At 65.0% G+C, this 22,902-nt stretch carries 27 protein-coding genes; 15 read left to right on the plus strand and 12 right to left on the minus strand.

Annotated features, from left to right (window positions below; genetic code table 11):
* The first annotated feature begins 11 nt into the window (after positions 1 to 11).
* From VB672_RS00050 to VB672_RS00065, 4 genes are read left to right on the plus strand one after another with little or no spacing between them, the layout of a single operon-like run.
* Positions 12 to 611, plus strand: coding sequence for a DUF1285 domain-containing protein (locus VB672_RS00050; protein WP_329782118.1), 600 nt, complete (start codon positions 12 to 14; stop codon positions 609 to 611).
* The gene (locus VB672_RS00055; RefSeq protein WP_329782119.1) at positions 611 to 1,249 is read left to right on the plus strand and encodes a CoA pyrophosphatase; all 639 of its coding nucleotides are present in this window, start codon (positions 611 to 613) and stop codon (positions 1,247 to 1,249) included. The genes VB672_RS00050 and VB672_RS00055 overlap by 1 nt, the downstream gene beginning before the upstream one ends.
* A complete protein-coding gene (locus tag VB672_RS00060; protein WP_329782120.1) occupies positions 1,246 to 1,503 on the plus strand; it encodes a DUF6111 family protein in 258 nt (85 codons plus the stop codon). The genes VB672_RS00055 and VB672_RS00060 overlap by 4 nt, the downstream gene beginning before the upstream one ends.
* A complete protein-coding gene (locus VB672_RS00065; protein WP_329782121.1) occupies positions 1,500 to 2,747 on the plus strand; it encodes a CCA tRNA nucleotidyltransferase in 1,248 nt (415 codons plus the stop codon). The genes VB672_RS00060 and VB672_RS00065 overlap by 4 nt, the downstream gene beginning before the upstream one ends.
* Here VB672_RS00065 and hemF read toward each other — a convergent pair.
* Positions 2,744 to 3,640, minus strand: a complete 897-nt coding sequence (hemF, locus tag VB672_RS00070; protein WP_329782122.1) for an oxygen-dependent coproporphyrinogen oxidase — start codon at positions 3,638 to 3,640, stop codon at positions 2,744 to 2,746. The two genes, VB672_RS00065 and hemF, sit on opposite strands and share 4 nt — an antisense overlap.
* A 12-nt stretch (positions 3,641 to 3,652) precedes the next feature.
* The gene (locus VB672_RS00075; protein WP_329782123.1) at positions 3,653 to 4,132 is read right to left on the minus strand and encodes a tRNA (cytidine(34)-2'-O)-methyltransferase; all 480 of its coding nucleotides are present in this window, start codon (positions 4,130 to 4,132) and stop codon (positions 3,653 to 3,655) included.
* Positions 4,133 to 4,394: 262 nt separating this feature from the next.
* Between VB672_RS00075 and petA the strand changes: the two genes are divergently transcribed.
* The 4 genes from petA (at position 4,395) to VB672_RS00095 (ending at position 7,858) form a co-directional block, all read left to right on the plus strand.
* The gene (gene petA / locus VB672_RS00080) at positions 4,395 to 4,958 is read left to right on the plus strand and encodes a ubiquinol-cytochrome c reductase iron-sulfur subunit (protein WP_329782124.1); all 564 of its coding nucleotides are present in this window, start codon (positions 4,395 to 4,397) and stop codon (positions 4,956 to 4,958) included.
* 25 nt (positions 4,959 to 4,983) lie between these two features.
* On the plus strand, positions 4,984 to 6,264 hold the full coding sequence (locus VB672_RS00085; RefSeq protein WP_329782125.1) for a cytochrome b: 1,281 nt from the start codon (positions 4,984 to 4,986) through the stop codon (positions 6,262 to 6,264).
* 24 nt (positions 6,265 to 6,288) lie between these two features.
* Entirely contained in the window at positions 6,289 to 7,173 is an 885-nt protein-coding gene (locus VB672_RS00090; RefSeq protein WP_329782126.1) for a cytochrome c1, read from the plus strand.
* Between the two features lie 76 nt (positions 7,174 to 7,249).
* On the plus strand, positions 7,250 to 7,858 hold the full coding sequence (locus VB672_RS00095) for a hypothetical protein (RefSeq protein WP_329782127.1): 609 nt from the start codon (positions 7,250 to 7,252) through the stop codon (positions 7,856 to 7,858).
* Here VB672_RS00095 and VB672_RS00100 read toward each other — a convergent pair whose 3' ends face one another.
* Positions 7,859 to 8,359 carry a cupin domain-containing protein gene (locus VB672_RS00100; RefSeq protein WP_329782128.1) on the minus strand — a complete coding sequence of 167 codons (501 nt, stop codon included), beginning with the start codon at positions 8,357 to 8,359 and terminating at the stop codon, positions 7,859 to 7,861.
* A 170-nt stretch (positions 8,360 to 8,529) separates the two neighbouring features.
* On the opposite strand from VB672_RS00100, the gene VB672_RS00105 reads away from it, so the two are divergent.
* From VB672_RS00105 to VB672_RS00115, 3 genes are all read left to right on the plus strand, one after another.
* Entirely contained in the window at positions 8,530 to 9,405 is an 876-nt protein-coding gene (locus tag VB672_RS00105; protein WP_329782129.1) for an S-methyl-5'-thioadenosine phosphorylase, read from the plus strand.
* Between the two features lie 75 nt (positions 9,406 to 9,480).
* Positions 9,481 to 10,026 carry an adenine phosphoribosyltransferase gene (locus VB672_RS00110; RefSeq protein WP_329782130.1) on the plus strand — a complete coding sequence of 182 codons (546 nt, stop codon included), beginning with the start codon at positions 9,481 to 9,483 and terminating at the stop codon, positions 10,024 to 10,026.
* Positions 10,027 to 10,038: 12 nt separating this feature from the next.
* Positions 10,039 to 10,614, plus strand: coding sequence for an HD domain-containing protein (locus tag VB672_RS00115; protein WP_329782131.1), 576 nt, complete (start codon positions 10,039 to 10,041; stop codon positions 10,612 to 10,614).
* On the opposite strand, the gene VB672_RS00120 is transcribed toward VB672_RS00115, so the two are convergent.
* Positions 10,611 to 11,621, minus strand: a complete 1,011-nt coding sequence (locus tag VB672_RS00120) for a MaoC family dehydratase (protein ID WP_329782132.1) — start codon at positions 11,619 to 11,621, stop codon at positions 10,611 to 10,613. The genes VB672_RS00115 and VB672_RS00120 overlap by 4 nt on opposite strands.
* A gap of 132 nt (positions 11,622 to 11,753) precedes the next feature.
* Entirely contained in the window at positions 11,754 to 12,422 is a 669-nt protein-coding gene (gene nfi / locus VB672_RS00125; protein WP_329782133.1) for a deoxyribonuclease V, read from the minus strand.
* A gap of 214 nt (positions 12,423 to 12,636) precedes the next feature.
* On the opposite strand from nfi, the gene VB672_RS00130 reads away from it, so the two are divergent.
* Both VB672_RS00130 and VB672_RS00135 read left to right on the plus strand, forming a co-directional pair.
* Positions 12,637 to 13,851, plus strand: a complete 1,215-nt coding sequence (locus tag VB672_RS00130) for a hypothetical protein (RefSeq protein ID WP_329782134.1) — start codon at positions 12,637 to 12,639, stop codon at positions 13,849 to 13,851.
* 111 nt (positions 13,852 to 13,962) lie between these two features.
* Complete coding sequence (locus tag VB672_RS00135) at positions 13,963 to 14,388, plus strand: group III truncated hemoglobin (RefSeq protein ID WP_329782135.1); 426 nt, start codon at positions 13,963 to 13,965, stop codon at positions 14,386 to 14,388.
* Here the strand turns inward: VB672_RS00135 and VB672_RS00140 are convergent.
* The 7 genes from VB672_RS00140 to VB672_RS00170 all read right to left on the minus strand — a co-directional run bounded on the left by VB672_RS00140 (position 14,385) and on the right by VB672_RS00170 (position 20,076).
* Complete coding sequence (locus VB672_RS00140; RefSeq protein WP_329782136.1) at positions 14,385 to 14,537, minus strand: hypothetical protein; 153 nt, start codon at positions 14,535 to 14,537, stop codon at positions 14,385 to 14,387. The two genes, VB672_RS00135 and VB672_RS00140, sit on opposite strands and share 4 nt — an antisense overlap.
* A 74-nt stretch (positions 14,538 to 14,611) precedes the next feature.
* Positions 14,612 to 15,709, minus strand: a complete 1,098-nt coding sequence (gene ychF / locus VB672_RS00145) for a redox-regulated ATPase YchF (protein WP_329782137.1) — start codon at positions 15,707 to 15,709, stop codon at positions 14,612 to 14,614.
* 47 nt (positions 15,710 to 15,756) lie between these two features.
* The gene (gene pth / locus VB672_RS00150) at positions 15,757 to 16,368 is read right to left on the minus strand and encodes an aminoacyl-tRNA hydrolase (protein WP_329782138.1); all 612 of its coding nucleotides are present in this window, start codon (positions 16,366 to 16,368) and stop codon (positions 15,757 to 15,759) included.
* A gap of 87 nt (positions 16,369 to 16,455) precedes the next feature.
* Positions 16,456 to 17,073 carry a 50S ribosomal protein L25/general stress protein Ctc gene (locus tag VB672_RS00155; RefSeq protein WP_329782139.1) on the minus strand — a complete coding sequence of 206 codons (618 nt, stop codon included), beginning with the start codon at positions 17,071 to 17,073 and terminating at the stop codon, positions 16,456 to 16,458.
* A 159-nt stretch (positions 17,074 to 17,232) separates the two neighbouring features.
* Positions 17,233 to 18,165, minus strand: a complete 933-nt coding sequence (locus tag VB672_RS00160; protein ID WP_329782140.1) for a ribose-phosphate pyrophosphokinase — start codon at positions 18,163 to 18,165, stop codon at positions 17,233 to 17,235.
* A gap of 154 nt (positions 18,166 to 18,319) precedes the next feature.
* Complete coding sequence (locus VB672_RS00165; protein ID WP_329782141.1) at positions 18,320 to 18,853, minus strand: hypothetical protein; 534 nt, start codon at positions 18,851 to 18,853, stop codon at positions 18,320 to 18,322.
* A 62-nt stretch (positions 18,854 to 18,915) separates the two neighbouring features.
* Positions 18,916 to 20,076: a benzoate/H(+) symporter BenE family transporter gene (locus tag VB672_RS00170; RefSeq protein WP_329782142.1), complete on the minus strand. Its 1,161-nt coding sequence runs from the start codon at positions 20,074 to 20,076 to the stop codon at positions 18,916 to 18,918.
* A 110-nt stretch (positions 20,077 to 20,186) separates the two neighbouring features.
* On the opposite strand from VB672_RS00170, the gene uvrC reads away from it, so the two are divergent.
* Positions 20,187 to 22,190, plus strand: coding sequence for an excinuclease ABC subunit UvrC (gene uvrC / locus VB672_RS00175; RefSeq protein WP_329782143.1), 2,004 nt, complete (start codon positions 20,187 to 20,189; stop codon positions 22,188 to 22,190).
* Between the two features lie 94 nt (positions 22,191 to 22,284).
* A complete protein-coding gene (pgsA, locus tag VB672_RS00180) occupies positions 22,285 to 22,899 on the plus strand; it encodes a CDP-diacylglycerol--glycerol-3-phosphate 3-phosphatidyltransferase (RefSeq protein WP_329782144.1) in 615 nt (204 codons plus the stop codon).
* Positions 22,900 to 22,902 lie beyond the last annotated feature (3 nt).

The following is a 22,902-nucleotide window of genomic DNA, read 5'->3' on the forward strand; positions in this document are numbered from 1 at the left end:
ACGCTTGCGTCATGACCGATTCCTCATCCCCCACTCCCGGGAACGCCCTGGCCCGCCTCACGGAGGCGCTCGGCTCCGATGCCAGGCGGAAAGGACCGCCGCCGGTCGAGCGCTGGAACCCGGCCTATTGCGGCGAGATCGACATGCGCATCGCGGCCGACGGGACGTGGCATTACATGGGCACGCCCATCAACCGGACCGCTCTCGTCAAATTGTTCTCGACTGTTCTGCGCAAGGATCCGGAGCGCTACGTGCTCGTGACGCCCGTCGAGAGGGTCGGGATCACGGTGGAGGACGCGCCATTCCTTGCGGTCGAGATGGCCGTGGAGGGCGATGGCAGCAGTCGCCAGATCGCCTTCCGGACCAATGTGGACGATCTCGTGCAGGTGGGGCCCGATCACCCCCTGCGTTTCGAGCAGGATGCGAATGGTGGGGTGAAGCCTTACGTGAAGGTTCGGGCAGATCTATGGGCGCTGGTGACGCGATCCCTGGCGCTGGATCTGATCGCCCTGGGCGAAGAAAGGGACGTGGAAGGCGTTGCCGCCTTCGGTGTCACGGCAGGTGACATGTTCTTCCACATCGCTTCGATCAGCGATTGGGGCTCGCCCTGATGCGTCTTGCACCCTGTGACGCGCCGGATTTCCTGACGCTGGCGACGGCGCGCCTGCGGCCCGAGCCGCCGCATCCGGAGGAGGCGCTGGCCAACCCGCGGGGCGACCACAGCCTCGACAACGTGCCCCTGATCCATCCCCTAACGCCGAAGCCGGCCGCGGTTCTCGTTCCGGTCGTCATGCGCGAGGAACCGATGCTGCTCCTGACCGAGCGCTCTGCGCATCTGCGCCAGCATTCGGGGCAGATCGCCTTTCCAGGCGGCCGGGTCGACCCGGAGGATGCCTCCGTCCTGGCGGCGGCCTGCCGCGAGGCGATGGAGGAAATCGGCCTCGACAGCCGCTACATCAGCCCGCTCGGCTATCTCGACGCGTACTTGTCCACCACCAATTATCTCGTCATGCCGGTGGTGGCGCGGGTGGCTCCGTCCTATACCCTCAACCTCAATCACGACGAGGTTGCGGATACCTTCGAGGTGCCGCTCAGCTTCCTCATGGATCCCGCCCGCCACGAGCTCCATTCCCGCGAATGGAAGGGGAGAGTGCGCCGCTACTATGCAATGCCCTACGAGGGGCGCTACATCTGGGGCGTGACGGCAGGCATCATCCGCAATCTTTACGAGAGGCTCTACGGTTCATGACGCGGGCAGTTGTTCAGGGATTGGTTCTGTTTCTTCTGCCGTTCGTCCTTTTCGCCGTGTATCTCGTCATCCGTCGCCGCAATCCTTTGATCTGGTCACATTGGAGCGATCAGTCGCTCTGGCTTGCCATAGCGGGCTTGAGCTTCGTGATCGTCTCGCTGGTCGCCACGGGCCTCTTGGCCGAACGCCAGACCGGCACCTACGTACCGACCCATGTGGAAAACGGACGCGTCGTTCCGGGACATTTCGAATGACGGAAGTCCTCGATCGACAGGCTCTGCTGAGCCTTCTTGAGCGCCCGGCGCTGCGCCGCCTCCTGGGGGCCTTCAACGACGATGCCGAGGAGACGCGCATCGTGGGCGGAGCCGTGCGCAACGCCCTTCTCGGGCGACCGGTGACCGAGGTGGATTGCACCACCACCATGTTGCCCGAAGTCATTGTCGAGCGCGCGAAGGCCGCCGGGTTCAAGGCAGTGCCGACCGGAATCGAGCACGGCACGATCACCGTGATCGTCGACGGCGAGCCCTACGAGATCACCACCCTACGTGAGGATGTGGAAACCGACGGGCGCCATGCTGTCGTGCATTTCGGCCGCGACTTCGCGCTCGATGCCAGACGGCGCGATTTCACCATCAATGCCCTTTCGCTGGGCCTCGACGGACGCCTCTACGACTATACCGACGGCGTGGCCGATCTGGCGGACCGGCGCGTCCGCTTCATCGGCGACGCGCATACCCGCATCCGCGAGGATTATTTGCGCATCATGCGCTTCTTCCGTTTCCACGCGGAATATGCGCAGGTCGATCCTGATCCGGAGGGGCTCGCCGCCGCGGGGGCCGAGCGGCAGGGCCTGGCGATCCTCTCGAAGGAGCGGATTCGGCATGAACTGCTCAAGCTGCTGGTGGCCCGGCGGGCGGAGGATACGATCCGCATCCTGGCCGATCACGGCTTCCTCCCGTGGCTCCTGGGGGGAGCTGCCGAATTCGGGCGCCTCAGCCGGGTGGCGGCTCATGATAAGGATGATCCGGACCCGATATGGCGCCTGGCGGCGCTCGCCGTCACGGTCGAGGAGGATGCCGACCGGCTGCGGGAGCGCCTGCGGCTCTCCAACGACGAGCACAGAAAGCTCGCCGCCTATGCCAGGCTCCTGAGCCTCCTCAAGACCTGGGCCTTGCCTTTGGATGCGATGGTCGTTCGCCGTCTTGCCGCCGACCACGATGTCGAGGCGCTCGGCACTGTCCTGGCCGCGACGGCCGGCGAGCCGTTCCCCATCGTCCATGCCGACGCCCGTGAGGCTCTCGACCGCCTGCGAAGCGGCGCCGAGCCGGTGCCGATCCTGCCTTTGCGCGGCGCCGATCTCGTCGAGGGCGGCGTTCCGAAGGGCCCCAGGATCGGCGAGTTGCTCGCCCAGGCCCGACAGGCTTGGCTGGCGGAGGGCTGCCTGACCGATGAGGCCTATGCGAAGGATTTGCTCAGACGGGTCCTGGAGCAGGCTTAGGGCCACCGCACCGTCGGCGGCATGGAGGAGAGGATCGACGCGATGTTGCCGCCGGTCTTCAGCCCGAAGATCGTGCCCCGGTCGTAGAGCAGGTTGAACTCCACGTAGCGCCCGCGCCGCACCTGCTGCTCGATGCGATCATCCTCCGTCCAGGCCTTGGTGACGTTGCGACGGACGATCTCGGGATAGACCTTAAGGAAGGCCTCGCCCACATGGCGAGTGAAGGCGAAGTCCTCGTCCGGGCTACCGGTCCAATGGTAGTCGTAGAAGATGCCGCCGATTCCGCGCGGTTCGTTGCGGTGCTTGAGGAAGAAGTACTCGTCGCACCATGTCTTGTACTTCTCGTAGGAGCCTTCCGGGGCATGGGTTCGGCAGGCCTCTTCCATGGCCTGGTGGAAGGCAACCGTATCGGGATCGTCCTGCGTGCGCCGCCGGTCGAGCACGGGGGTGAGGTCGGCTCCGCCGCCGAACCAGGGCTTCGTGGTCACCACGAAGCGGGTGTTCATGTGCACCGTTGGAACATTCGGGTTCCAGGGATGCGCGATCAGCGAGATGCCGCCGGCCCAGAAGCGCGGGTCCTGGTCCGAGCCCGGAATCTGGCCGCGGAACTCCGGGGCGAATTCTCCATGCACCGTCGAGACATGCACGCCCACCTTCTCGAAAACCCGGCCGCGCATCATGGACATGACGCCTCCGCCACCGGGAACGCCGCTATGGTCCTTCCGCTCCCAGGGCGTGCGCTCGAACCGGCCGGGCTCTGACGCTTCCCGGGGGAGGGGAGCCGTCACCTCGTCCTCGAGGGCCTCGAATGCGGCGCAGATCCGGTCGCGAAGCAGGGTAAACCAGATCGGAGCCTCGGTCTGCAGGCGCTCGACTGCATTCTTGTCGGTCATGATGGTATCGCTTCAGGTTTCAGGAGGAGCCGGATGGGGAAACGCGTTCGTCTGCCGCAGGGCCTCGCCGAGGATCATGGCGGCGGTCACCGCGACGTTGAGGGAACGCATGCCGGGCTGCATGGGAATGACGACCCTGGCGTCCGCCGCCTGATGGACCTCCTCCGGCACGCCGGCGGATTCGCGGCCGACCAGGATGATGTCGTCCGGCCGGTAGATGAAATCGGTGTAGGCGGCGGCGCCCTTCGTGGTCGTCAGGATCAGGCGGCTCCCACCCTCCTGCCGCCAGGCTTCGAAGGCGCGCCAGGAGATATGTCGCATGATCGTGACATGGTTGAGATAGTCCATGCCGGAGCGGCGCAGGTTGCGGTCGGACACGTCGAAGGCCGCAGGTTCGATGATCTCCACCGGAACACCGAGGCACGCGGCCAAACGCAGCATGGTGCCGGTGTTCTGCGGAATGTCCGGCTGGTAGATGGCAAGACGGGGCATGGATCCGTCATCGGGGGAACGGGCCCTGCCGTCAAGAGAGCGCTCATGGCCCGGCGGGCCGGCGGCATTTGCGCCACAGGCTGGAACAACTCCAATCCGGCTATGGACAGGCGGGCTTGGCCGTGCCAAAGAGCCACCGCGCGGCGACTCCCAGTCGCATTGCGCGCGCGTCGACGCGCATGCTTGTTCCATTTTGGACCTCGTGTGCCAAATGCCTTGGTTCCCAAGGAATTGCCGATGCGCGGTTCTCGTTTTTTGATCAATGCTGGAGAGCCAAGTGGCCGAGACCACCACTCATGTCGCTGAGCCGACACGGCGCGATTTCCTCTACATCGCCACGGGCGCAGCTGCCGTCGTCGGCGGAGCCACCCTGGTATGGCCCTTCGTCCAGTCCCTGGCGCCCGACGCGGCGACGGTGGCTGCCGGCGCCCCCGTCGAGGTCGACCTGACCCCCATCGCCGAAGGGCAGATCGTCAAGGTTTTCTGGCGCGGCAAGCTGATCTTCATCCGTCACCGGACGGCCGAGGAGATCAAGGCCGCCGAGGACGTCAACGTCGCCTCCCTGCGCGACCCGCAGCCCGACTCGGCTCGCGTGAAGGAGGGACATGCCCAATGGCTCATCGTGTACGGCAACTGCACCCATCTGGGCTGCGTGCCGCTCGGCCAGCAGGGTGAGTATCATGGCTGGTTCTGCCCCTGCCACGGCTCGGTGTTCGACACCTCCGGCCGCGTCCGCGGCGGTCCGGCGCCGATCAACCTGCCGATCCCGCCCTACACCTTCGCGTCCGACACGAAGATCGTGATCGGCCAAGAGGCCACGGCGTAACCCTCCGCGACGATCAGGCGATATCATGAGCGACCATCCCACAACTTACGTTCCCAAGAGCGCCTTCGGTAAGTGGTTCGAGAGCCGTTTGCCCATCGCAGGCCTCATTCACTCGTCCTTCATCGCGTTCCCGGTTCCGCGGAACCTGACCTATTTCTGGACCTTCGGCGCCATCCTGGTGTTCATGCTCGTCGCCCAGATCGTGACCGGCGTGTTCCTGGCGATGTACTACACCCCGAACGCCGGCATGGCGTTCCAGTCCGTCGAGCACATCATGCGCGACGTGAACTACGGCTGGCTGATCCGCTACCTGCACGCGAACGGCGCGTCGATGTTCTTCGTCGCCGTCTACATCCACATTTTCCGGAACTTCTACTACGGCTCCTACAAGGCACCCCGCGAGGTTCTGTACATCCTCGGCGTGATCATCTTCATCCTGATGATGGCCACCGCCTTCATGGGCTACGTGCTTCCCTGGGGCCAGATGAGCTTCTGGGGCGCCACCGTGATCACGAACCTCTTCTCGGCGATCCCGGTCGTCGGCGAGACCATCGTCAGCTACCTCTGGGGCGGCTACTCGGTGGGTAACCCGACCCTGAACCGCTTCTTCTCCCTGCACTACCTGCTGCCCTTCATGATCGCGGGCGTCGTGATCCTGCACATCTGGGCGCTGCACGTGCCGGGCCAGAACAACCCGACCGGCATTCCGATTAAGTCGGGCAAGGACGCGGTTCCGTTCACTCCCTATGCAACGATCAAGGACCTCTTCGCCGTCGTCGTGTTCATGATCTTCTTCGCCTACTGGGTGTTCTACATGCCCAACTACCTGGGCCATGCGGACAACTACATCCCGGCGAACCCGGCCGTGACGCCGGCGCACATCGTTCCGGAATGGTACTTCCTGCCGTTCTACGCGATTCTGCGCGCCATCCCCGACAAGCTCGGCGGCGTCATCGCCATGGGTGCGGCCATCGTGATCTGGGTCTTCATGCCCTGGCTTGACACCTCCAAGGTCCGCTCCACGGCCTACCGTCCGCTCTACAAGCAGTTCTTCTGGATCTTTGTGATCGTGTGCTTCCTGCTCGGCTGGCTGGGTTCCCGCCCGGCCGAGGGCTGGTACGTGATCGCGTCCCAGATCTGCACGGCCTACTACTTCGCCCACTTCCTGATCGTGCTGCCGGTGCTCGGCTTCGTCGAGCGTCCGCTGCCGCTGCCGAATTCGATCCTCGAATCCGTCATGGGCGTGCAGAAGGGCGGGGCTGGCATTCCGGCCGGCGCCAATGCCGAGCCGCAATCCAAGGGCTGATGCGAGGGTAGAGGAAACAGAACAATGATGAAGCGTACTCTTCTCATCGCAGCCGCCGTTCTCGGGCTTTCGGCTCCGGCCTTCGCGGCCGGCGAGACCCCGATCCCGCCGCAGCTCAAGTGGAGCTTCCAGGGTCCGTTCGGCACCTTCGACCGGGCTCAGCTCCAGCGCGGCTTCAAGGTCTACCGGGAGGTCTGCGCCTCCTGCCACGGCCTGAGCTACGTTGCTTTCCGCAACCTGTCGCAGCCCGGCGGCCCGGAATTCTCCGAGGCGCAGGTCCGTGCCCTGGCGGCGGAGTACAAGATCCAGGACGGCCCGAACGAGGCCGGCGACATGTTCGAGCGCCCCGGCCGTCCGGCGGACCATTTCCCGTCCCCGTTTCCGAACGAGAACGCCGCCGCGGCGGCGAACGGCGGCAAGGCCCCGCCGGACCTGTCCCTGATGCCCAAGGCCCGCACCTACGAGCGCGGCTTCCCCTGGTTCATCACCGACGTGTTCCGCCAGTACTCGGAGAACGGCGCGGATTATCTCGTGGCGCTGCTCAACGGTTACCATGAGGCTCCGCAGGGCTTCACGGTCCCCGAGGGTGGTCATTACAACCACTACTATCCGGGCCACATCATTGCGATGCCGAAGCCGCTCAGCGACGGCCAGGTCGAGTATCCGAAGAACGAGGCCGGCCAACCCCAGGTGCCGGAGACGGTCGACCAATACGCCCGCGATTTGACGGCCTTCCTCACTTGGACGGCGGAACCGCACCTCGAGGCCCGCAAGCGCCTCGGCTTCCAGGTCATCCTGTTCCTTCTGGTGCTCTCGGGCCTGCTCTACTTCACCAAGAAGAAGGTCTGGGCCCGGGTGGGCGGCGAGGTCGAAGGCCACGCCACGCCTCCGATGACGCACAACCCGTAAACGTCAATGGCCCCGGTTTCCGGGGCCTTTTTCTTTTCAGGTGACTTTGCTCGAGGAGGCCTCTAAGCCGGCCGTCATGCTGCAGACCATCGCCGACGACATCTGGGGCAAGGAGTGCCTTGCCTACCATGTTCAACCCAGCCTGGAGCCTGAGACCCGGGACGCCTTCGAGGAGGTGCAGCGGGCCTTCGCCGGGCACTGGCCGGAGCCCCTGCATGTCGGACCCAAGCATGGTCTGCACGTCACCATCTATCCCCTGGTGACGGTGAAGGGCGGCTTCGACAAGGACGCCTACTGGCAGACCATTGCCGAGCCAAGCCAGAAGCTCCTGGAGGAGCTCTGCACGGGACGCCGGACCCTGGAGCTGCGCTTCTCCCGCCTCAAGGTCACCGACACGGCCATCATCGCGACGGCCACCGAGGAAACCGGCTTGATCGAAGCCATCCGGGAGAGGATCGTCCGCGAGATCCCGCCCCCGCCGGGGGCGAGCCCGATCATCTACGATCTGATCCACTCGACCCTGGCGCGCTACCGGACGAAGGCCTCCGTTCCCGACGTCGTGGTCGAGCGGATCGAGCGCCTGCCGGTTTCCATCACGGCTCCGGTGCGGCAGATCAGGCTCGTGCGCGAGACGCTGTTCCCCTGCCTCGTGACGGATGAGATCGCGGCCATTCCCTTGCGCTAATCATTCGGGCCGGCGCGGCCTGCCGTCATGAGGCCCGAGCGGGCGTACGGGTGCATCGTCCCACCAGTCCGTGCGGAGAGCTCGCAATTCCGGATTGACCGGATAGACGATCCGGTTCTCGTCCTTGTTCGCTTCGCCGACCACCAGAAGCCGAACCGGTTCGTCGGTGTTGTTGAGGAAGCTGTGCGCGATCCCGGTTCCCGCCGGGAAGCCGACGCCGTCGCCGGGTGCGAGGCGGAAGAGTTCTCCGTCGATCCACACGTCCGGCGTGCCTTCGATGACGTAGACGAATTCCTCCTCGGCGCTTTCCGCGTGCGGAAACGACGTGCGGCGGCCCGGCGGCAGCAGCTCGTGGTGAATGCCGAGCTTCGTGAGGCCCAGGGCCGCGGAGAAGGGCGAATTGATGCTCCGCAGCTCGTTAGTGCCGCGAAAGACCGCGGTGCCGTCGATCTGGAGTTCCCGGTAGTGCCGAATGAAGGAGGGACGTTTGGCCTCGGACATGGACGATCTGCCTCTTGATGGGTGAGCCAGGGGTCAAACGAGCATAGCCGCCACGTAGGAATTCTGTCGACCGGCAATCCCGAGGTTTCGAGCGCCGGGCTTGGGAAAGGCCTCGCCATCGGCTATGAGACAGCACTGAGATCCGGGGTCTTTCAACAGGCGGGAACAGGATGGCGAAGGCGGTTCTAGGCATCATCGGCGGATCGGGAGTCTACGACCTGCCGGGGCTCGAGGACATGCGCGAGGAGCGGATCGCTTCCCCCTGGGGCGAGCCCTCGGACGTGCTGCGCATCGGGCGCATCGGCGCGACCGAGATCGCCTTCCTGCCCCGCCATGGGCGAGGCCATCGCCTGTCCCCGTCCGACATCAACTATCGGGCCAATATCGACGTGATGAAGCGGGCCGGCGTCACCGATCTGATCTCGGTCTCGGCCTGCGGTTCGTTCAAGGACGAGTTCTATCCTGGCTTCTTTGTGCTGGTGGACCAGTACGTGGACCGCACGCACAAGCGTGAGGGCTCGTTCTTCGGCCGGGGCTGCGTCGCCCATGTGCCCATGGCCCATCCGGTCGGCCCGGTGCTGCGCCAGCGCATCGCCGATGCGGCAGTGGCCGAGAAGATCCCATTCACCCTGGGCGGAACTCTGGTGTGCATCGAAGGCCCGCAATTCTCAACTTATGCGGAGTCGATGACTTACAAGCGTCTCGGTTACGACGTGATCGGCATGACGGCCATGCCCGAGGCCAAGCTCGCCCGCGAGGCGGAGATCACCTATGCGACCGTCGCCATGGTGACCGATTACGATTGCTGGCACCCGGAGCACGACAATGTGGACGTGGCCTCCGTCGTCGCCGTCGCGCACCAGAACGCCGCGAAGGTGTCCCGCCTGATCGCGCACGTGGCGAGGGATTTCCCGGCCGAGCACGAGCCGTGCCCGGCAGGCTCCGACCGGGCGCTCGACGGCGCCATCATGACGGCTCCCTCGGCCCGCGATCCGGAGCTTCTGAAAAAGTTGGATGCGGTGGCCGGGCGGGTGCTAAACCCTTGAGCGCGTGATACGCGGGTTTCTTGCGCGCACGGCGTTCGCGGACCCATTTTTCAATATCCAGGCAGGCTTGACCCCATGGACCAGCGTCTCCTCACCGACCTGAAGGCCGCGATCCGCTCGATCCCGGACTACCCGAAGCCCGGCATCGTGTTCCGGGACATCACGACCCTGTTGGGCGATGCGCGCGCCTTCCGTCGCTCCGTGGACGAGCTCGTCCATCCCTTCGCGGGCGGGCGCGTCGACAAGGTTGCGGGCATCGAGGCGCGCGGCTTCATCCTCGGCGGCGCCATCGCGCATCAGCTCTCCTCGGGCTTCGTGCCGATCCGCAAGAAGGGCAAGCTGCCCCACGAGACGGTGCGCATCGCCTATTCGCTCGAATACGGGGTCGACGAGATGGAGATCCACACAGACGCCATCGGCCAGGGCGAGTGGGTGATCCTCGTGGACGACCTCATCGCCACCGGCGGTACGGCGGTCGCGGCGACCCAGCTCCTGCGCCAGATGGGCGCCAACATCGTGGCCGCCTGCTTCATCATCGACCTGCCCGATCTCGGCGGCGCCTCGAGGCTGCGCGATCTCGGCGTCGAGGTGCGCAGCCTCGTGAGCTTCGAGGGACATTGAGGAGCATCATTGATGTCGGGCGACCGACTTTCCGGAGCGCTGGACTTCCTGCGCGAAGCGGAGAGGCTCAAGAGCACCCTGCGCAGCGGCTACACGTCCACGGGCCGGCCTGAGAGCACGGCCGAGCATACGTGGCGTCTGTGCCTCATGGCGCTGGTGTTCTCGGAGGAGTTCGGGGATATCGATCCCTTACGCCTCATCAAGCTCTGCATCGTCCATGATCTCGGCGAGGCCTTGAGCGGCGACATTCCCGCCGTGCTGCAGACGGAGGGTTTCGACAAATCCGCCCGGGAGAGGGCCGATCTGGAGGTGCTGACCAAAGCCCTTCATCCGACGAAGCGAGCCGAGATCCTGGCCCTGTGGGAGGAATACGAGGCCGCCTCGTCGCCCGAGGCCGTCCTCGCCAAAGGGCTCGACAAGCTGGAGACGATCCTCCAGCACAATCAGGGGCAAAACCCTGCGGATTTCGACTATGCCTTCAATCTCGACTACGGGCGCAAGCAGACATCGGCGCATCCGTTCCTCGCCGAGATCCGCGCCCTGCTGGACGAGGAGACCCGCGAGCGGGCCGAAGGCTCGAAGGGTTAGGCCCGCCTTTCCCAGAAAACCATCCCGTCGAAGGCGAACACCTCTTCCCCATGCTGGTTCGTGCCGGTGTTGTGGTGGAACACCAGGCCCCAGCCGGGGCGGGATGCGGACGCGCGCTTGGCCGTGACGGTGGAGCGGTAGGTGATCGTATCGCCCGCGTAGACGGGCTTGAGCCATTTCAGGTTGGAGAAGCCCGGGGAGGGGCCGAGCCGGGCGGGCCGTTGGCCATGGCTCAGCGCGTAGGCGCGGATCCGGTCGCGGTGGCCGACCATGTGCTTCATCCATACGCTCGCCGTATGCCACCCGGAGGCGCAGAGCGCGCCGAACAGGCTGTCCTTGGCAGCCTCCGCATCCACATGGAAGCGCTGCGGATCGAACTGGCGGGCGAAGCCGACGATATCCTCCGGCGTGAAGGTGTAGGAGCCCAGCTCCTCGGTCTCGCCGATGACGAGATCCTCGAAGAAGGGGTTGGCCGAGATCGGCGGAATCTCCCGCTGCGGCGCGGAGCCGGGCAGGGCGCCCGCCGCAGCCGTCTGGACGTTGCCGTCACCGCCTTTGAACGGCTCCGCATCCTTGGTGGCGAACATGATCCAGTTGGTCTGGCTCAGGACCGTCTCGTCGCCCTGGTTCATCATGTCGAAGTGGAATCGGACCAGACCGAGGGAGGGCCTGCTCTTGGAGATGCGGCTTTCCAGAACGCTCATTCGCGAGCGCAGGGTGTCGCCGGGCCGCACGGGCTTCAGCCATTTCACCTCCTCGATGCCCGGGGATCCCATGGAGGAGGAATCCAGGATCAGTCCGTCGGCGAGGAGGCGCATGTTCAGGCTGCAGCTATGCCAGCCGGAGGCGATCAGGGTGCCGATGAAGCTGTCCTTGGCGGCGACCTCGTCCACGTGGAAGGGCTGCGGGTCGTATTCCCGCGCGAAGGCCAGGATGTCGTCCTTCGACACGGTGAGCGGGCCGAGGGTCTGGGTCAGGCCCGGAGGAAGATCTTCGAACGTGCGCATGAGCAATCCCTTGTCGGGGTTGCCCTAGCACAACGAGCCACGCGAGGGGAGATCCGCCGCCGCAAGCGTGGTCTGACATCCGGGCGGTCCTCGAACCGCTCCACGGGAGTGCTTTCAGATCGCCGATCCGGCTCAGGGCGAAAACTGGCCGGCCGCGTTGTGCGCGAGCCGGATCGGCTCGGGCAGGCGGTATTTCGGGGAACAGCGCAGGACGAGTTCGGCGGCTGTCGGAATGTCGGCCAAGTGGCCGGGCGAGATGAACATGGGATTCTTGGCCGTGCGGGTGCGGAGCGCCACGCCGATGGTTTCCTTGCGGTCGGTAAGGGGAGCGGCGGAACCCTTCTCCTCGCCGAGATCCTTGTAGCGTCCGCACAGGAGCGTCTTGCCGCAGCCGATGGTGGGGCGCTGCAGCCACAGGCCCATATGGCTGGCGATGCCGATGCGGCGGGGATGGGCGATGCCCATGCCGTCGAAGAGGAAGACGTCCGGCTCGGATTTCAGCTTCTCGAACGCCTCCTCGAGCACGGGACCCTCGCGAAAGCTCAGGAGTCCCGGAACGTAAGGAAAGGGTGTCGGGCGCTGCGCCAGCACGGTTTCCACCGGCAGGAAGCCCGGATAGGTGACCACCACGATGGCGGCCTGCGACTGCTCGTTCTTCACGCTCACGTCGACGCCGGCCACGAGTTGAACCCTGTCGAGATCGAGGGGGCGGTCGGATACCACCTCCTGCCTGAGCTCCTGCTGAAGGGCCACGGCTTCAGTGGGAGTAAGATTCCAATCGTGCCGATGATGAAGCTTCATGAGGGTTCATTGATGATGACAAGGCTTCAACGCTCAAGGTTCAAGAACGATCCTCGCGTTGTGTGCGGGCGGCCCTGGCGGGATCGTTGCTTTACGGCCAAGCCTATGACGGCACTACGGAAAACCCCTTAGGGGCTTGATCTGAATATGCCCGCCCCCGTAATCGGGCTATCTCCTCGGCCATCCAAGAACGATCTTCCCCAACGAGGATGTCATGCGTACCGAATCTGTCGCGAAATGCGCTGCGCCGCGCGAGCCAAGACCAAGCCATCTGCCATCCATCGGGCGTGCCGCCGCGGGTCTCATGTCCCTCGGCGCCGGTGCCGTTTGGACACTGCCGGCCCAAGCCCATGTGAAGTGGTTCGCGCCCTATATCGTCGATGCCGCCCCGCAGCCGATTTCCGCGACCCTGACCAATCAATGGTTCTGGACCGGCATCGGCCTGGTGCTGGCCTTCTTCCTGGCGGCTCTCGCCGTTGAACGCATGGCGTTGGGCCGCGCTATTCAGGTGGGCCTCGACCGGATCAGCACCCCCCTCTGGAGCCGTTCGGACGATTTCATGAGCTCGTCCATCGGGGGGTTCTTCGTCGCCATCTTCGCCGTCGGCGGCATCTATCTCACCCCCGACCTCAAGACGGATTCGGAGCTGATCTCGTGGGCGCAGCTCCTGATCGCCATGTGCGTGTTCTCGCGCCGGACCATGCCGATTGCCGCTGCCGGCATCATTGCCCTGTGGGTGGTGGCGCTGCGGGAATACGACCTGTTCCACCTGCTCGACTATCTGGCGCTCGGTGTCGCCGTCGCGGCTTATCTGGTGATGGCGTCGTCGAACGATGAGAAGTGGCGCGCCCGCCGATTCCTGGCCCTGCGCTGGGGCATCGCGATCGCCCTCATGTGGTCGAGCCTGGAAAAGTTCGCTTATCCGAACTGGTTCTATCCCCTCGTCGAGGAGAAGCCCTTCCTGACTTTCGGCATGCCGCGGGACGTGTTCATCCCGATGGCCGGCGTGGCGGAGTTCACCCTCGGCTTCGGCCTGCTCTGGACCCCGCTGGTGCGCCGTCTCTCGGCCGTGTCCCTGCTGCTGATCTTCTTCACCGCGGTTTATCCGTTCGGTCGCATCGACCTCGTCGGTCACGCCCTGATCATGGCGGCCCTGTTCCTGGTCGCCGCCGATCCCTGCCGTGAAGCCCGGGCGATCACCGTCAAGGTGCCGAACGCCCTGCCGCGCTTCGGCAATCTCGCTTCGGTCCCGGCGGGACTGGCCGTCGCCCTCGTGGTGCTGGTGAGCGGCTATTGGGGCCTGCATGGGGTGTTCTATGGCGCCGAATATGAGGCAGGCCGGCAGATCGAACTGACGACACATTCCCACAGCAAGGAATATCCCCACGGGCCGCAGGCGAAGCCTCAAGTCGACCACGGCCACCATTGACGACAAGCCGGGCCGATGGAACAGGCCCGGCTTGATCTGTCGCAAGGAATGCCCGAATGGGATGGGTGCATGATGCTCCCGTCCCTTTTGGTTTGAGAGGAGATCCCCGCGTTGGCCCATTCAGCCGCCACAGGCCGCAGCATCCCGATCATCAGCCCGGCCGAAGGCGTGTCGGAGGAACTGATCCGGCAGCTCGTGGAAACCTTCTACGACCGGGTGATCCGCGACCCGGAACTCGGGCCGATCTTCCACGCCAAGCTCTCCGGCCGCTGGAGCCGGCACCTGGCGCTCATGGTGGATTTCTGGTCCTCGATCGCGCTGAGAACCGGCCGCTACCAGGGAAAGCCCCAGGCCGCCCATTTCGGCCTCGATCTCACGCCGGAGCTGTTCACCCGCTGGCTGTCACTGTTCGAAAAGACGGCTCAGGAGATTTGTGAGCCGGATGTGGCAAACTTCTTCGTCGACCGGGCACGGCGCATCGCGGAAAGCCTGCAGATCGGTCTCGGGATCGGACCGAAGGCGCTGCGGCTTCCTTAACGCTCCCACCATTCGAGGTTGTCGTCGCCGCGCTTCGGGAGCAGGGACGAGATGCCGATCATCAGAAAGCCGCAGGCCACGAGCACGCCGACGAAGAATTCGGCATTGCCGAGCCCGGGAGAAACGAAGCTGTCAAAAAAAGCCTGCATGGGGCACACCCTCCATGCAGGCTTTGTCGCAGAATGGCCCTGAACGGAGGAAAAAGCCCGCGTTCAGGAAATTGTCAGGTATTGAACCGGAAGTGCATCACGTCGCCGTCCTGCACGGTGTAGTCCTTGCCTTCCAGGCGCAGCTTGCCCGCATCGCGAGCGCCGGCCTCGCCCTTGAGGGATGTGTAATCGGCATAGGCGATGGTTTCGGCGCGGATGAAGCCCTTCTCGAAATCCGTATGGATGACGCCTGCGGCCGCGGGAGCCTTGGTGCCCCTGGTGATCGTCCAGGCGCGGGCCTCCTTCGGGCCGACGGTGAAGTAGGTGATCAGGCCGAGCAGGTCGTAGCCGGCGCGGATCACCCGGTTGAGGCCGGGCTCCTCAAGGCCCACGGCCTCGAGATAGTCCCGCTGCTCCTCGGGCGGAAGAACCGCGATCTCGCTCTCGATCTTGGCCGAGACGACCACGGCCTTGGCGCCTTCTTCCCTGGCGCGCTCGAAGACGCGGGCCGAGAATTCATTGCCTTTGTCGGCGGAGGCTTCCTCCACGTTGCAGACGTAGAGAACGGGCTTGGACGAGAGGAGGCCGAGCATCTGGAACAGGCGCTCCTCCTCGGGCTTGCGCTCCACCAGGCGGGCAGGCTTGCCGTCACGCAGCAACGGCAGACAGCGGTTCACGAGGTCGAGGGTTTCCTTCGCCTCCTTGTCGTTGCCCTTGGCCTTCTTCTCAAGCGCCGTGACGCGCTTCTCCAGGCTGTCGAGATCGGCCAGCATCAGCTCGGTTTCGATGGTCTCGATATCGGCGACCGGGTCGATCTTGCCCTCGACATGGGTGATGTCGGTATCCTCGAAGCAGCGCACCACATGGGCGATAGCATCGACCTCGCGGATATTGGCAAGGAACTGGTTGCCGAGACCCTCGCCCCGGGACGCACCGCGCACGAGGCCCGCGATGTCCACGAAGGTGAGGCGCGTCGGGATGATCTGCGCCGAGCTGGCGATGCCCGCGAGCCGGTCGAGCCGCTCGTCCGGCACCGCCACGTCGCCCACGTTGGGCTCGATGGTGCAGAACGGATAATTGGCAGCCTGCGCGGCAGCGGTCTGCGTCAGCGCATTGAAGAGGGTGGACTTGCCCACGTTCGGCAGGCCGACGATGCCCATCTTGAAGCCCATGGCCTCACTCCTTCCATTGCCGGCTGATGCCGGCGTGATTTCTCAAATTACGTGGCCTTTTCCCCAGGCCGCTTCACGTCCGTCCAGCCTCTCGCCTCCATGGCGAGGTGGACCTTGTTCTGAAAACTTCCGTCCTCGCCCTTGGCGAGGAGGGCAGCGTTGTCCGCGATGATCCTGCACAGGTCGTCGACCCAGGCCTCTTCGCTTTTGCCGAAATCGCCCAGCACATGGTTCTGCACGAGCGCCTTGTGGCCGGGATGCCCGATGCCGAGGCGAACGCGGCGATACTCGTTGCCGCAATGGGCCGAGATCGAGCGCAGGCCATTGTGGCCGGCATTGCCGCCCCCGATCTTCAGGCGCAGCTTGGCGGGCGGGAGATCGAGCTCGTCGTAGAAGACCGTCACGTCGTGGAGCGGGATCTTGAAGAAGTTCTGCGCTTCCCCGACCGCCTGGCCGGACAGGTTCATGTAGGTCTGGGGCTTGATCAGCAGGACCTTCTCGCCGCCGATCACCGCGTCGGCCGCTTCCGCATGGAAGCGCTTGCGCCAGGGACCGGCATTGTGTGCGCGTGCGATCTCGTCCACGGCCATGAAACCGATGTTGTGGCGGTTCCTGGCGTAGCGGGATCCGGGATTGCCCAGGCCGACGAAGAGACGCATCGCGTGGTCCTGCTCATAAGAAACGCTCCGGCCTTGCGGTCGGAGCGTTGAAGCCGATCGATGGGCTCGAACGCCCGATCAAACCCCTTAGGCTGCAGCAGTGCCTTCGGCGGCGGCAGGAGCCGTGTCCGTTTCCGTGAGGCCGGTCGGAGCCACGACGGTAACCAGGGTGACGTTCTCGGTGGAGGTCGCCTTGGCGCCGTTCGGCAGCTTGATGTCGTTCAGGTGGACCGAGGAGCCGATGTCGAGACCCTCGACCGAAGCCTCGATGTAATCCGGGATGGCGTCGGACGGAACGAGCAGTTCCACCGTGTGCTCGACGATCTGGAGCGTGCCGCCGCGCTTCACGCCGGGGCTCTTCTCCTGGCCGACTACGTGGACCGGAACAACGACCTTGATCGCCTGGCCCTGCGCGAGGCGCAGGAAGTCGACATGGACGGGGAAGTCACGGACCGGGTCGAGCTGGTAGTCGCGCGGAATGGCCCGGATGGTCTGGCCGTCCACGTCGATCTCGAAGATCGTGGTCAGGAAGTGACCGGCGAAGATCAGCTGCTTGGTCTGGTTGAAGTCGAGGGCGATCGCCTGGGCCGGCTGGCCGGCTCCGTAGATGACGGCGGGAACTTGGCCTTGGCGACGAACGGCCCGGGCGGCCCCCTTGCCGGCCCGGTCGCGCGCCACGGCCTTGATCTGCTTTACTTCGCTCATGGTCGTGGTCCTTAAAATGGGAGTTAAAAACCGATGGCCGCCCAGGGTTCTCGAAAAACCTATTGGCGGCCATGAGGTTAGCGCCCGTGCCTCCAAGGGTGTCGAGCGGGCGCGAGGCGGCTTATAGCGGCAGCCGCTCCGAAATGCAAGAAACGCCAGTTAATCGAACAGGCTCGACACCGAGCTTTCCGTGGCCGTGCGGCCGATGGCCTCGCCCATGAGCTGGGCGATGGAGATGACCCGGATGTTGTGGGCGACCTTCACGGCTTCCGTCGGCATGATCGAATCGGTGATGACGAGTTCCTTCAGCCGTGAGCCCGCTATGCGGGCCACCGCGCCGCCGGAAAGGACCCCGTGGGTGATGTAGGCGTAGACCTCCTTGGCCCCGTTGGCCAGGAGGGCGTCGGCAGCGTTCACCAGGGTGCCGCCGGAATCGACGATGTCGTCGACGAGGATGCAGGAACGGCCGGACACGTCGCCGATGATGTTCATCACCTCGGATTCGCCGGGGCGCTCCCGGCGCTTGTCGACGATGGCGAGTTGGGCATCGATGCGCTTGGCGAGGGCGCGGGCGCGCACCACGCCGCCTACGTCGGGCGAGACCACCATGCGGTTGCCGCCGTCGAGATGGTCCTTGATGTCGCGCGCCAGCGTCGGGGCGGAGAACAGGTTGTCGGTGGGAATGTCGAAGAAGCCCTGGATCTGGCCGGCGTGGAGATCGAGCGTCAGCACGCGGTCCACGCCCGCATGGGTGATCAGGTTGGCCACGAGCTTGGCCGAGATCGGCGCGCGCGATGCGGACTTCCGGTCCTGCCGGGCATAGCCGAAATAGGGGATTACCGCCGTGATGCGGCGGGCCGAGGCCCTGCGCAGCGCATCCGTGATGATCAGAAGCTCCATGAGGTGGTCGTTCGTCGGGAACGAGGTCGACTGGATGATGAACACATCCTCACCGCGCACGTTCTCTTGAATCTCGACGAAGACTTCCATGTCCGCGAAGCGCCGCACCTGGGCCTTGGCCAACGGAACATTGAGATAGGCGGAGATGGCCTCCGCCAGCGGACGATTGGAATTTCCCGCAACGAGCTTCATGCAAGCAACTTTGGCTTCGAGTAATCGATAACCCCCGCTGCGCAATGCCATAATCCCTGCACGGCCGGGCGCAAGGCTCTTAGCAGCGATATGAAACCGTCACAATAGTTGGACACCTTTCAATCCGCTGCAAGTTTGGCGTGTCGCCATGCAATCACTGCATCGCAATGGGGGATTCATCGCCGGAGACCTCCGCCGTTTGAATGGGTGCCTCGGGTGCAGCTGGCGTTTCGGACGGGGTCTCGGATTTCGCGGCCGTCAGGAACTCGGCGATTTCGTCCATGCTGGCCTGGGCCAGTTTCGCGAGCGCCGCCTTGTCGAGATCCGACACGGAGGAGGCCGGAGCGGGGCTCGATCCGGCAAGGCGCTTGGCCCGGCGCTTCTGGGAATCGAACACGTCCCAGACATAGGCCACCTTGGTTTCCCCACCCTCGGTCGAGGTCGACAAATAGCCGCGGACCCGGTAGCGCGCCTGAGCACTGGCGCCGACGAGATCGACCTTACGGTCGGTGGCGGCGCTGGTCAGCTCGTCGACGAGGGCAGTGCGGATGGGAGCTGGGGCGCCGTCGATGCTCTCCAGGGCGACCGGTATGCCCTCCGGCGATCCGCCGAGCGAGCCCTGGCAAGCTCCAAGAGCCGCCGTCAGGACTACAGCGGCAAGCCGCCCCGCATGCTTCATCCCGGCCATGAGGGCCCCCGTTCTTGTTCTTCGTAACGAAGTCTTAAGCTTAACGGAGGCTGTCGTCCAGATCAGGCGTGCTTGCGCAGCCGGAGGGCAAGTGCATCGAGCCCGAGGGCAAGGAGGCCTGCCGTCAGGCCCCAGAAGGCGGAGCCGATGCCGAAAAGCGTCAGGCCGGAGGCCGTGACGGCCAGGGTCAGGACGGCCGGAAAGATCTTCGAGCCTTCGGACAGGGCGGAGCTCAAGGCTCCCGCGAAGGCGCCCATGAGGGCAAGTCCCGCGACTGTCCGGATAAGCTCGGGAGGCAGGGTGGCGATCAGGCCGATCAGGGCCGCGCTGAACGCCGCGATGACCACATAGCACAGGGTATAGAACGGCCCGACCATCCAGCGCTTCGCCGGATCGGGGTGGGTATCCGGTCCGGTGCAGATCGCGGCCGAGATCGCCGCAAGATTGCTCGTATGCGCGCCGGAAAAGGCCGTGATGATGGAGGCGAGGCCGGAAACGGCCAGGATGGGGCGTGACGGGGGAGTGTAACCGGAGGCCCGCAGAACCGCGAAACCGGGCAGGTTCTGGGATGCCATCGTGACGAGGAAGAGCGGAATCCCCAACCCGATCAGGACCGTCGGCTCCCAGGCCGGCCTGATGAACGTGAGGGAGGATAGGCTCAGATCGGAGGCAAGAGGTTGAGCGAGGCCGCCCCCGAAGGCGAGCGCCAGGCCGACAAGCAGAACGGCCAGCACCGCGAACGCTGCATTGTAAAGGCGAACGACAAGGAAAAGTCCGACCAGGGGCAAAACGAGGCCAGGGGCCGCTTGAGCACTCTCGAACACCGCCATGACGAAGCGGATGAGAATGCCTGCCAGCATGGCTGCGGCGATTGGCGTGGGAATGCGCTCGATCAGCCGCCCGAATGGCTTGATGAAGGCCGCCAGCACGATCAGCGTGCCGGCCAGAATGAACGCGCCCACGGCCGCATGGATCGAGATGCCGCTGGAGGCGGCGATCAATGCGGCACCGGGCGTCGACCACGCGGCAACCACGGGAATGCGGTAGCGAGCGCTGAGGATCCCGCTGATGGCTGCCGTCGCCAGGCACAGGGACGCCACCCAGGACGTGGTCTGGGCCGCATCGGCGCCCACCGCCTGGGCGGCCGCGATGATGATGGCGATCGTGCTGCCGAACCCCACCAGGGCCGCGACGACGGCTGATGTGACGATCGACAGGCGCATGACCGGCTCCGCTGACATTCCAGAGCTGAGCCGTTTAGACCGAACCGAAGGGCTGCGCCAGTTCGTCGGCGGCACTTTCCTCGCGACTCCCGAGCCCTTAAATCTCTCCCATGAGTCGCAATACCACCAACGACGTCCCGCCGGACATTCTTGACAATGAGGAAGACGACGAGTCCGTCGCCGTCGAGAGCGGCTCGGACGTCGAGTTCGATCTGGAGGTCAATCCGGATTCGGTCCAGCGCGGCACCGAGGTCATCCGGCAGTTCTGGACGACGCTTCCCAATGCCCCCGGCGTCTACCGCATGCTCGATGCGAAGGGCGACGTGCTCTATGTCGGCAAGGCGAAGAGCCTGAAGAACCGGGTCGGCTCCTACGCGCGCGGACAGGCGCATTCGAACCGCATCGCCCGGATGATCGGCCAAACCGCCTCGATGGAATTCGTCACCACGGCGACGGAGACCGAGGCGCTGCTGCTCGAGGCCAATCTCATCAAGCAGCTGAAACCCCGCTACAACGTGCTCCTGCGGGACGACAAGTCGCTGCCCTACATCCTGCTCACCGCCGATCACGAGGCGCCGCAACTCGTGAAGCATCGCGGGGCCAGGAAGCGGAAGGGCGATTATTACGGCCCCTTCGCGAGTGTCTGGGCCGTGAACCGCACCATCAACGCGCTGCAGCGCGCATTCCTCCTGCGCTCCTGCAACGACAGTTATTACGAGAACCGGACGCGGCCCTGCCTGCTGTTCCAGATCAAACGCTGCTCGGGTCCCTGCACGAATGAGATCTCGTCCGAGGATTACGCCGAGCTGGTCTCCGAGGCACGTGCGTTCCTGTCGGGCAAGTCGAACGCCGTGAAGCAGCGCATCACGGACGAGATGCAAGCCGCGGCCGAAGAGCTCGAGTTCGAGCGCGCCGCGCGCTGCCGCGACCGCTTGGCGGCGTTGTCGGCCATCCAGGGCGTGCAGGGCATCAACACCCAGTCGGTTGAGGAGGCGGACGTCTTCGCCCTCGACGAGCAGGCGGGCCAGTTCTGCGTCGAGGTGTTCTTCTTCCGCAACTGGCAGAACTGGGGCAACCGCGCCTATTTCCCGAAGGCCGACAAGTCCATGAGCCGGGAAGAGGTCTTAAGCTCGTTCATGGCGCAGTTCTATGACGACAAGCCCGCTCCCCGCCTGATCCTGCTGTCGCACGAGATCGAGGACGCCGAACTCATGGCGGCGGCGCTCTCGACCCGAACCGAGGCCCGGGTGGAGATCCATGCGCCGCAGCGCGGCGAGCGGCGCCAGCTCATCGAATACGCCCTGCGCAACGCCCGCGAGGCGCTCGGCCGCCGCCTCGCCGACACCTCGTCGCAGCAGAAGCTCCTCGTGTCCCTGGGACAGGCTTTCGGATTGCCGAAACCGCCCAAGCGCGTGGAGGTCTACGACAACTCGCACATCATGGGCACCAATGCGGTCGGCGCCATGGTGGTGGCGGGTGCCAACGGCTTCATGAAGCAGCACTACCGCACCTTCAACATGAAGTCCGAAGACCTGAAGCCCGGGGACGATTACGGCATGATGCGCGAGATGCTGCAGCGCCGCTTCGCCCGGCTCGTGAAGGAGGAGCCGAGAGGCCAGGAGGCAAACGGACAATCGGACGACGATTCCTTTCCCGCCTGGCCCGATCTCGTCCTGATCGACGGCGGCAAGGGCCAGCTCGAGGCGGCCCGTCAGGCCCTGGCCGAAGTGGGCGTGAGCGAGGACGACGTGGCCCTGATCGGCATCGCCAAGGGGCGCGACCGGGATGCCGGTCGCGAAACCTTCTTCAAGCCGGGCCAGCCGCCCTTCAAGATGCCGCCCCGGGATCCGGCGCTCTATTTCGTCCAGCGCCTGCGCGACGAGGCCCACCGATTCGCCATCGGGGCACATCGCGCCAAACGCAAGCGGGAGCTGGTGAAGAACCCGCTCGACGAGATCCCCGGCATCGGTCCGACCCGCAAGCGGGCGCTCCTGCACCATTTCGGAACCGTCAAGGCGATCCAGCGGGCCGCCCTGGGGGACCTGATGAGGGCGCCTGGCGTCAACGCCGCCACGGCCCGGGCGGTCTACGACTTCTTCCACGAGCGGGGCTGAGCATGGAGGAGCAGGACGCCCTCACATTGCCGTGTTCGCCGGTTGGCCGCAGTGTGCAACTGAAGGTCATCCGATTGACGGACGGACCATCCTCATGCTTCCTGCCTTTGTGATGAAGACTGTTTCCTCCTTGGGCCGCTCGAAGGCGTTCAACCTTGCGAATCTGCTGACCTATGGTCGGCTCGCAGCGGTGCCGGCCGTGGTCGGTCTCCTGTTCTGGCCCGAGGACCATTGGTCCCGCTGGTTCGCGCTGGCGGTTTTCGCGATCGCCGCCATCACCGATTATCTCGACGGCTATGTGGCCCGCACCTTCGCCCAGCAATCGGCCCTGGGGCGCATGCTCGACCCCATCGCCGACAAGCTTCTCGTGGCCGCGACCCTGCTCATGCTGGTGGCCGACGGTACGATTCATGGATGGGCCCTGTGGGCCGCCATTGTCATTCTCTGCCGCGAGATCCTGGTCTCGGGCCTGCGCGAGTTCCTGGCCGAGCTGAAGGTCAGCGTGCCCGTCAGCCGGGTCGCCAAGTGGAAGACGACGCTGCAGCTCGTGGCCGTGGGCTTCCTGATTGCGGGGCCGGCGGGCGAGACGGTGCTGCCCAACAATACCCTCATCGGCACGATCCTCCTGTGGATCGCCGCCATCCTGACGATCTACACCGGCTGGGACTACTTCAAGAACGGCATCCATCACCTCATGGACGAGGGCTAGAGG

The organism is Microvirga sp. CF3016, assembly GCF_036314085.1.
Taxonomy (GTDB): Bacteria; Pseudomonadota; Alphaproteobacteria; order Rhizobiales; family Beijerinckiaceae; genus Microvirga.

Coding starts and splice junctions, on each gene's coding strand:
- VB672_RS00050 (WP_329782118.1), top strand. CDS start 12: ATGACCGATTCCTCATCCCCCACTCCCGGGAACGCCCTGGCCCGCCTC.
- VB672_RS00055 (WP_329782119.1), top strand. CDS start 611: ATGCGTCTTGCACCCTGTGACGCGCCGGATTTCCTGACGCTGGCGACG.
- VB672_RS00060 (WP_329782120.1), top strand. CDS start 1,246: ATGACGCGGGCAGTTGTTCAGGGATTGGTTCTGTTTCTTCTGCCGTTC.
- VB672_RS00065 (WP_329782121.1), top strand. CDS start 1,500: ATGACGGAAGTCCTCGATCGACAGGCTCTGCTGAGCCTTCTTGAGCGC.
- hemF (WP_329782122.1), bottom strand. CDS start 3,640: ATGACCGACAAGAATGCAGTCGAGCGCCTGCAGACCGAGGCTCCGATC.
- VB672_RS00075 (WP_329782123.1), bottom strand. CDS start 4,132: ATGCCCCGTCTTGCCATCTACCAGCCGGACATTCCGCAGAACACCGGC.
- petA (WP_329782124.1), top strand. CDS start 4,395: ATGCTGGAGAGCCAAGTGGCCGAGACCACCACTCATGTCGCTGAGCCG.
- VB672_RS00085 (WP_329782125.1), top strand. CDS start 4,984: ATGAGCGACCATCCCACAACTTACGTTCCCAAGAGCGCCTTCGGTAAG.
- VB672_RS00090 (WP_329782126.1), top strand. CDS start 6,289: ATGATGAAGCGTACTCTTCTCATCGCAGCCGCCGTTCTCGGGCTTTCG.
- VB672_RS00095 (WP_329782127.1), top strand. CDS start 7,250: ATGCTGCAGACCATCGCCGACGACATCTGGGGCAAGGAGTGCCTTGCC.
- VB672_RS00100 (WP_329782128.1), bottom strand. CDS start 8,359: ATGTCCGAGGCCAAACGTCCCTCCTTCATTCGGCACTACCGGGAACTC.
- VB672_RS00105 (WP_329782129.1), top strand. CDS start 8,530: ATGGCGAAGGCGGTTCTAGGCATCATCGGCGGATCGGGAGTCTACGAC.
- VB672_RS00110 (WP_329782130.1), top strand. CDS start 9,481: ATGGACCAGCGTCTCCTCACCGACCTGAAGGCCGCGATCCGCTCGATC.
- VB672_RS00115 (WP_329782131.1), top strand. CDS start 10,039: ATGTCGGGCGACCGACTTTCCGGAGCGCTGGACTTCCTGCGCGAAGCG.
- VB672_RS00120 (WP_329782132.1), bottom strand. CDS start 11,621: ATGCGCACGTTCGAAGATCTTCCTCCGGGCCTGACCCAGACCCTCGGC.
- nfi (WP_329782133.1), bottom strand. CDS start 12,422: ATGAAGCTTCATCATCGGCACGATTGGAATCTTACTCCCACTGAAGCC.
- VB672_RS00130 (WP_329782134.1), top strand. CDS start 12,637: ATGCGTACCGAATCTGTCGCGAAATGCGCTGCGCCGCGCGAGCCAAGA.
- VB672_RS00140 (WP_329782136.1), bottom strand. CDS start 14,537: ATGCAGGCTTTTTTTGACAGCTTCGTTTCTCCCGGGCTCGGCAATGCC.
- ychF (WP_329782137.1), bottom strand. CDS start 15,709: ATGGGCTTCAAGATGGGCATCGTCGGCCTGCCGAACGTGGGCAAGTCC.
- pth (WP_329782138.1), bottom strand. CDS start 16,368: ATGCGTCTCTTCGTCGGCCTGGGCAATCCCGGATCCCGCTACGCCAGG.
- VB672_RS00155 (WP_329782139.1), bottom strand. CDS start 17,073: ATGAGCGAAGTAAAGCAGATCAAGGCCGTGGCGCGCGACCGGGCCGGC.
- VB672_RS00160 (WP_329782140.1), bottom strand. CDS start 18,165: ATGAAGCTCGTTGCGGGAAATTCCAATCGTCCGCTGGCGGAGGCCATC.
- VB672_RS00165 (WP_329782141.1), bottom strand. CDS start 18,853: ATGGCCGGGATGAAGCATGCGGGGCGGCTTGCCGCTGTAGTCCTGACG.
- VB672_RS00170 (WP_329782142.1), bottom strand. CDS start 20,076: ATGCGCCTGTCGATCGTCACATCAGCCGTCGTCGCGGCCCTGGTGGGG.
- uvrC (WP_329782143.1), top strand. CDS start 20,187: ATGAGTCGCAATACCACCAACGACGTCCCGCCGGACATTCTTGACAAT.
- pgsA (WP_329782144.1), top strand. CDS start 22,285: ATGCTTCCTGCCTTTGTGATGAAGACTGTTTCCTCCTTGGGCCGCTCG.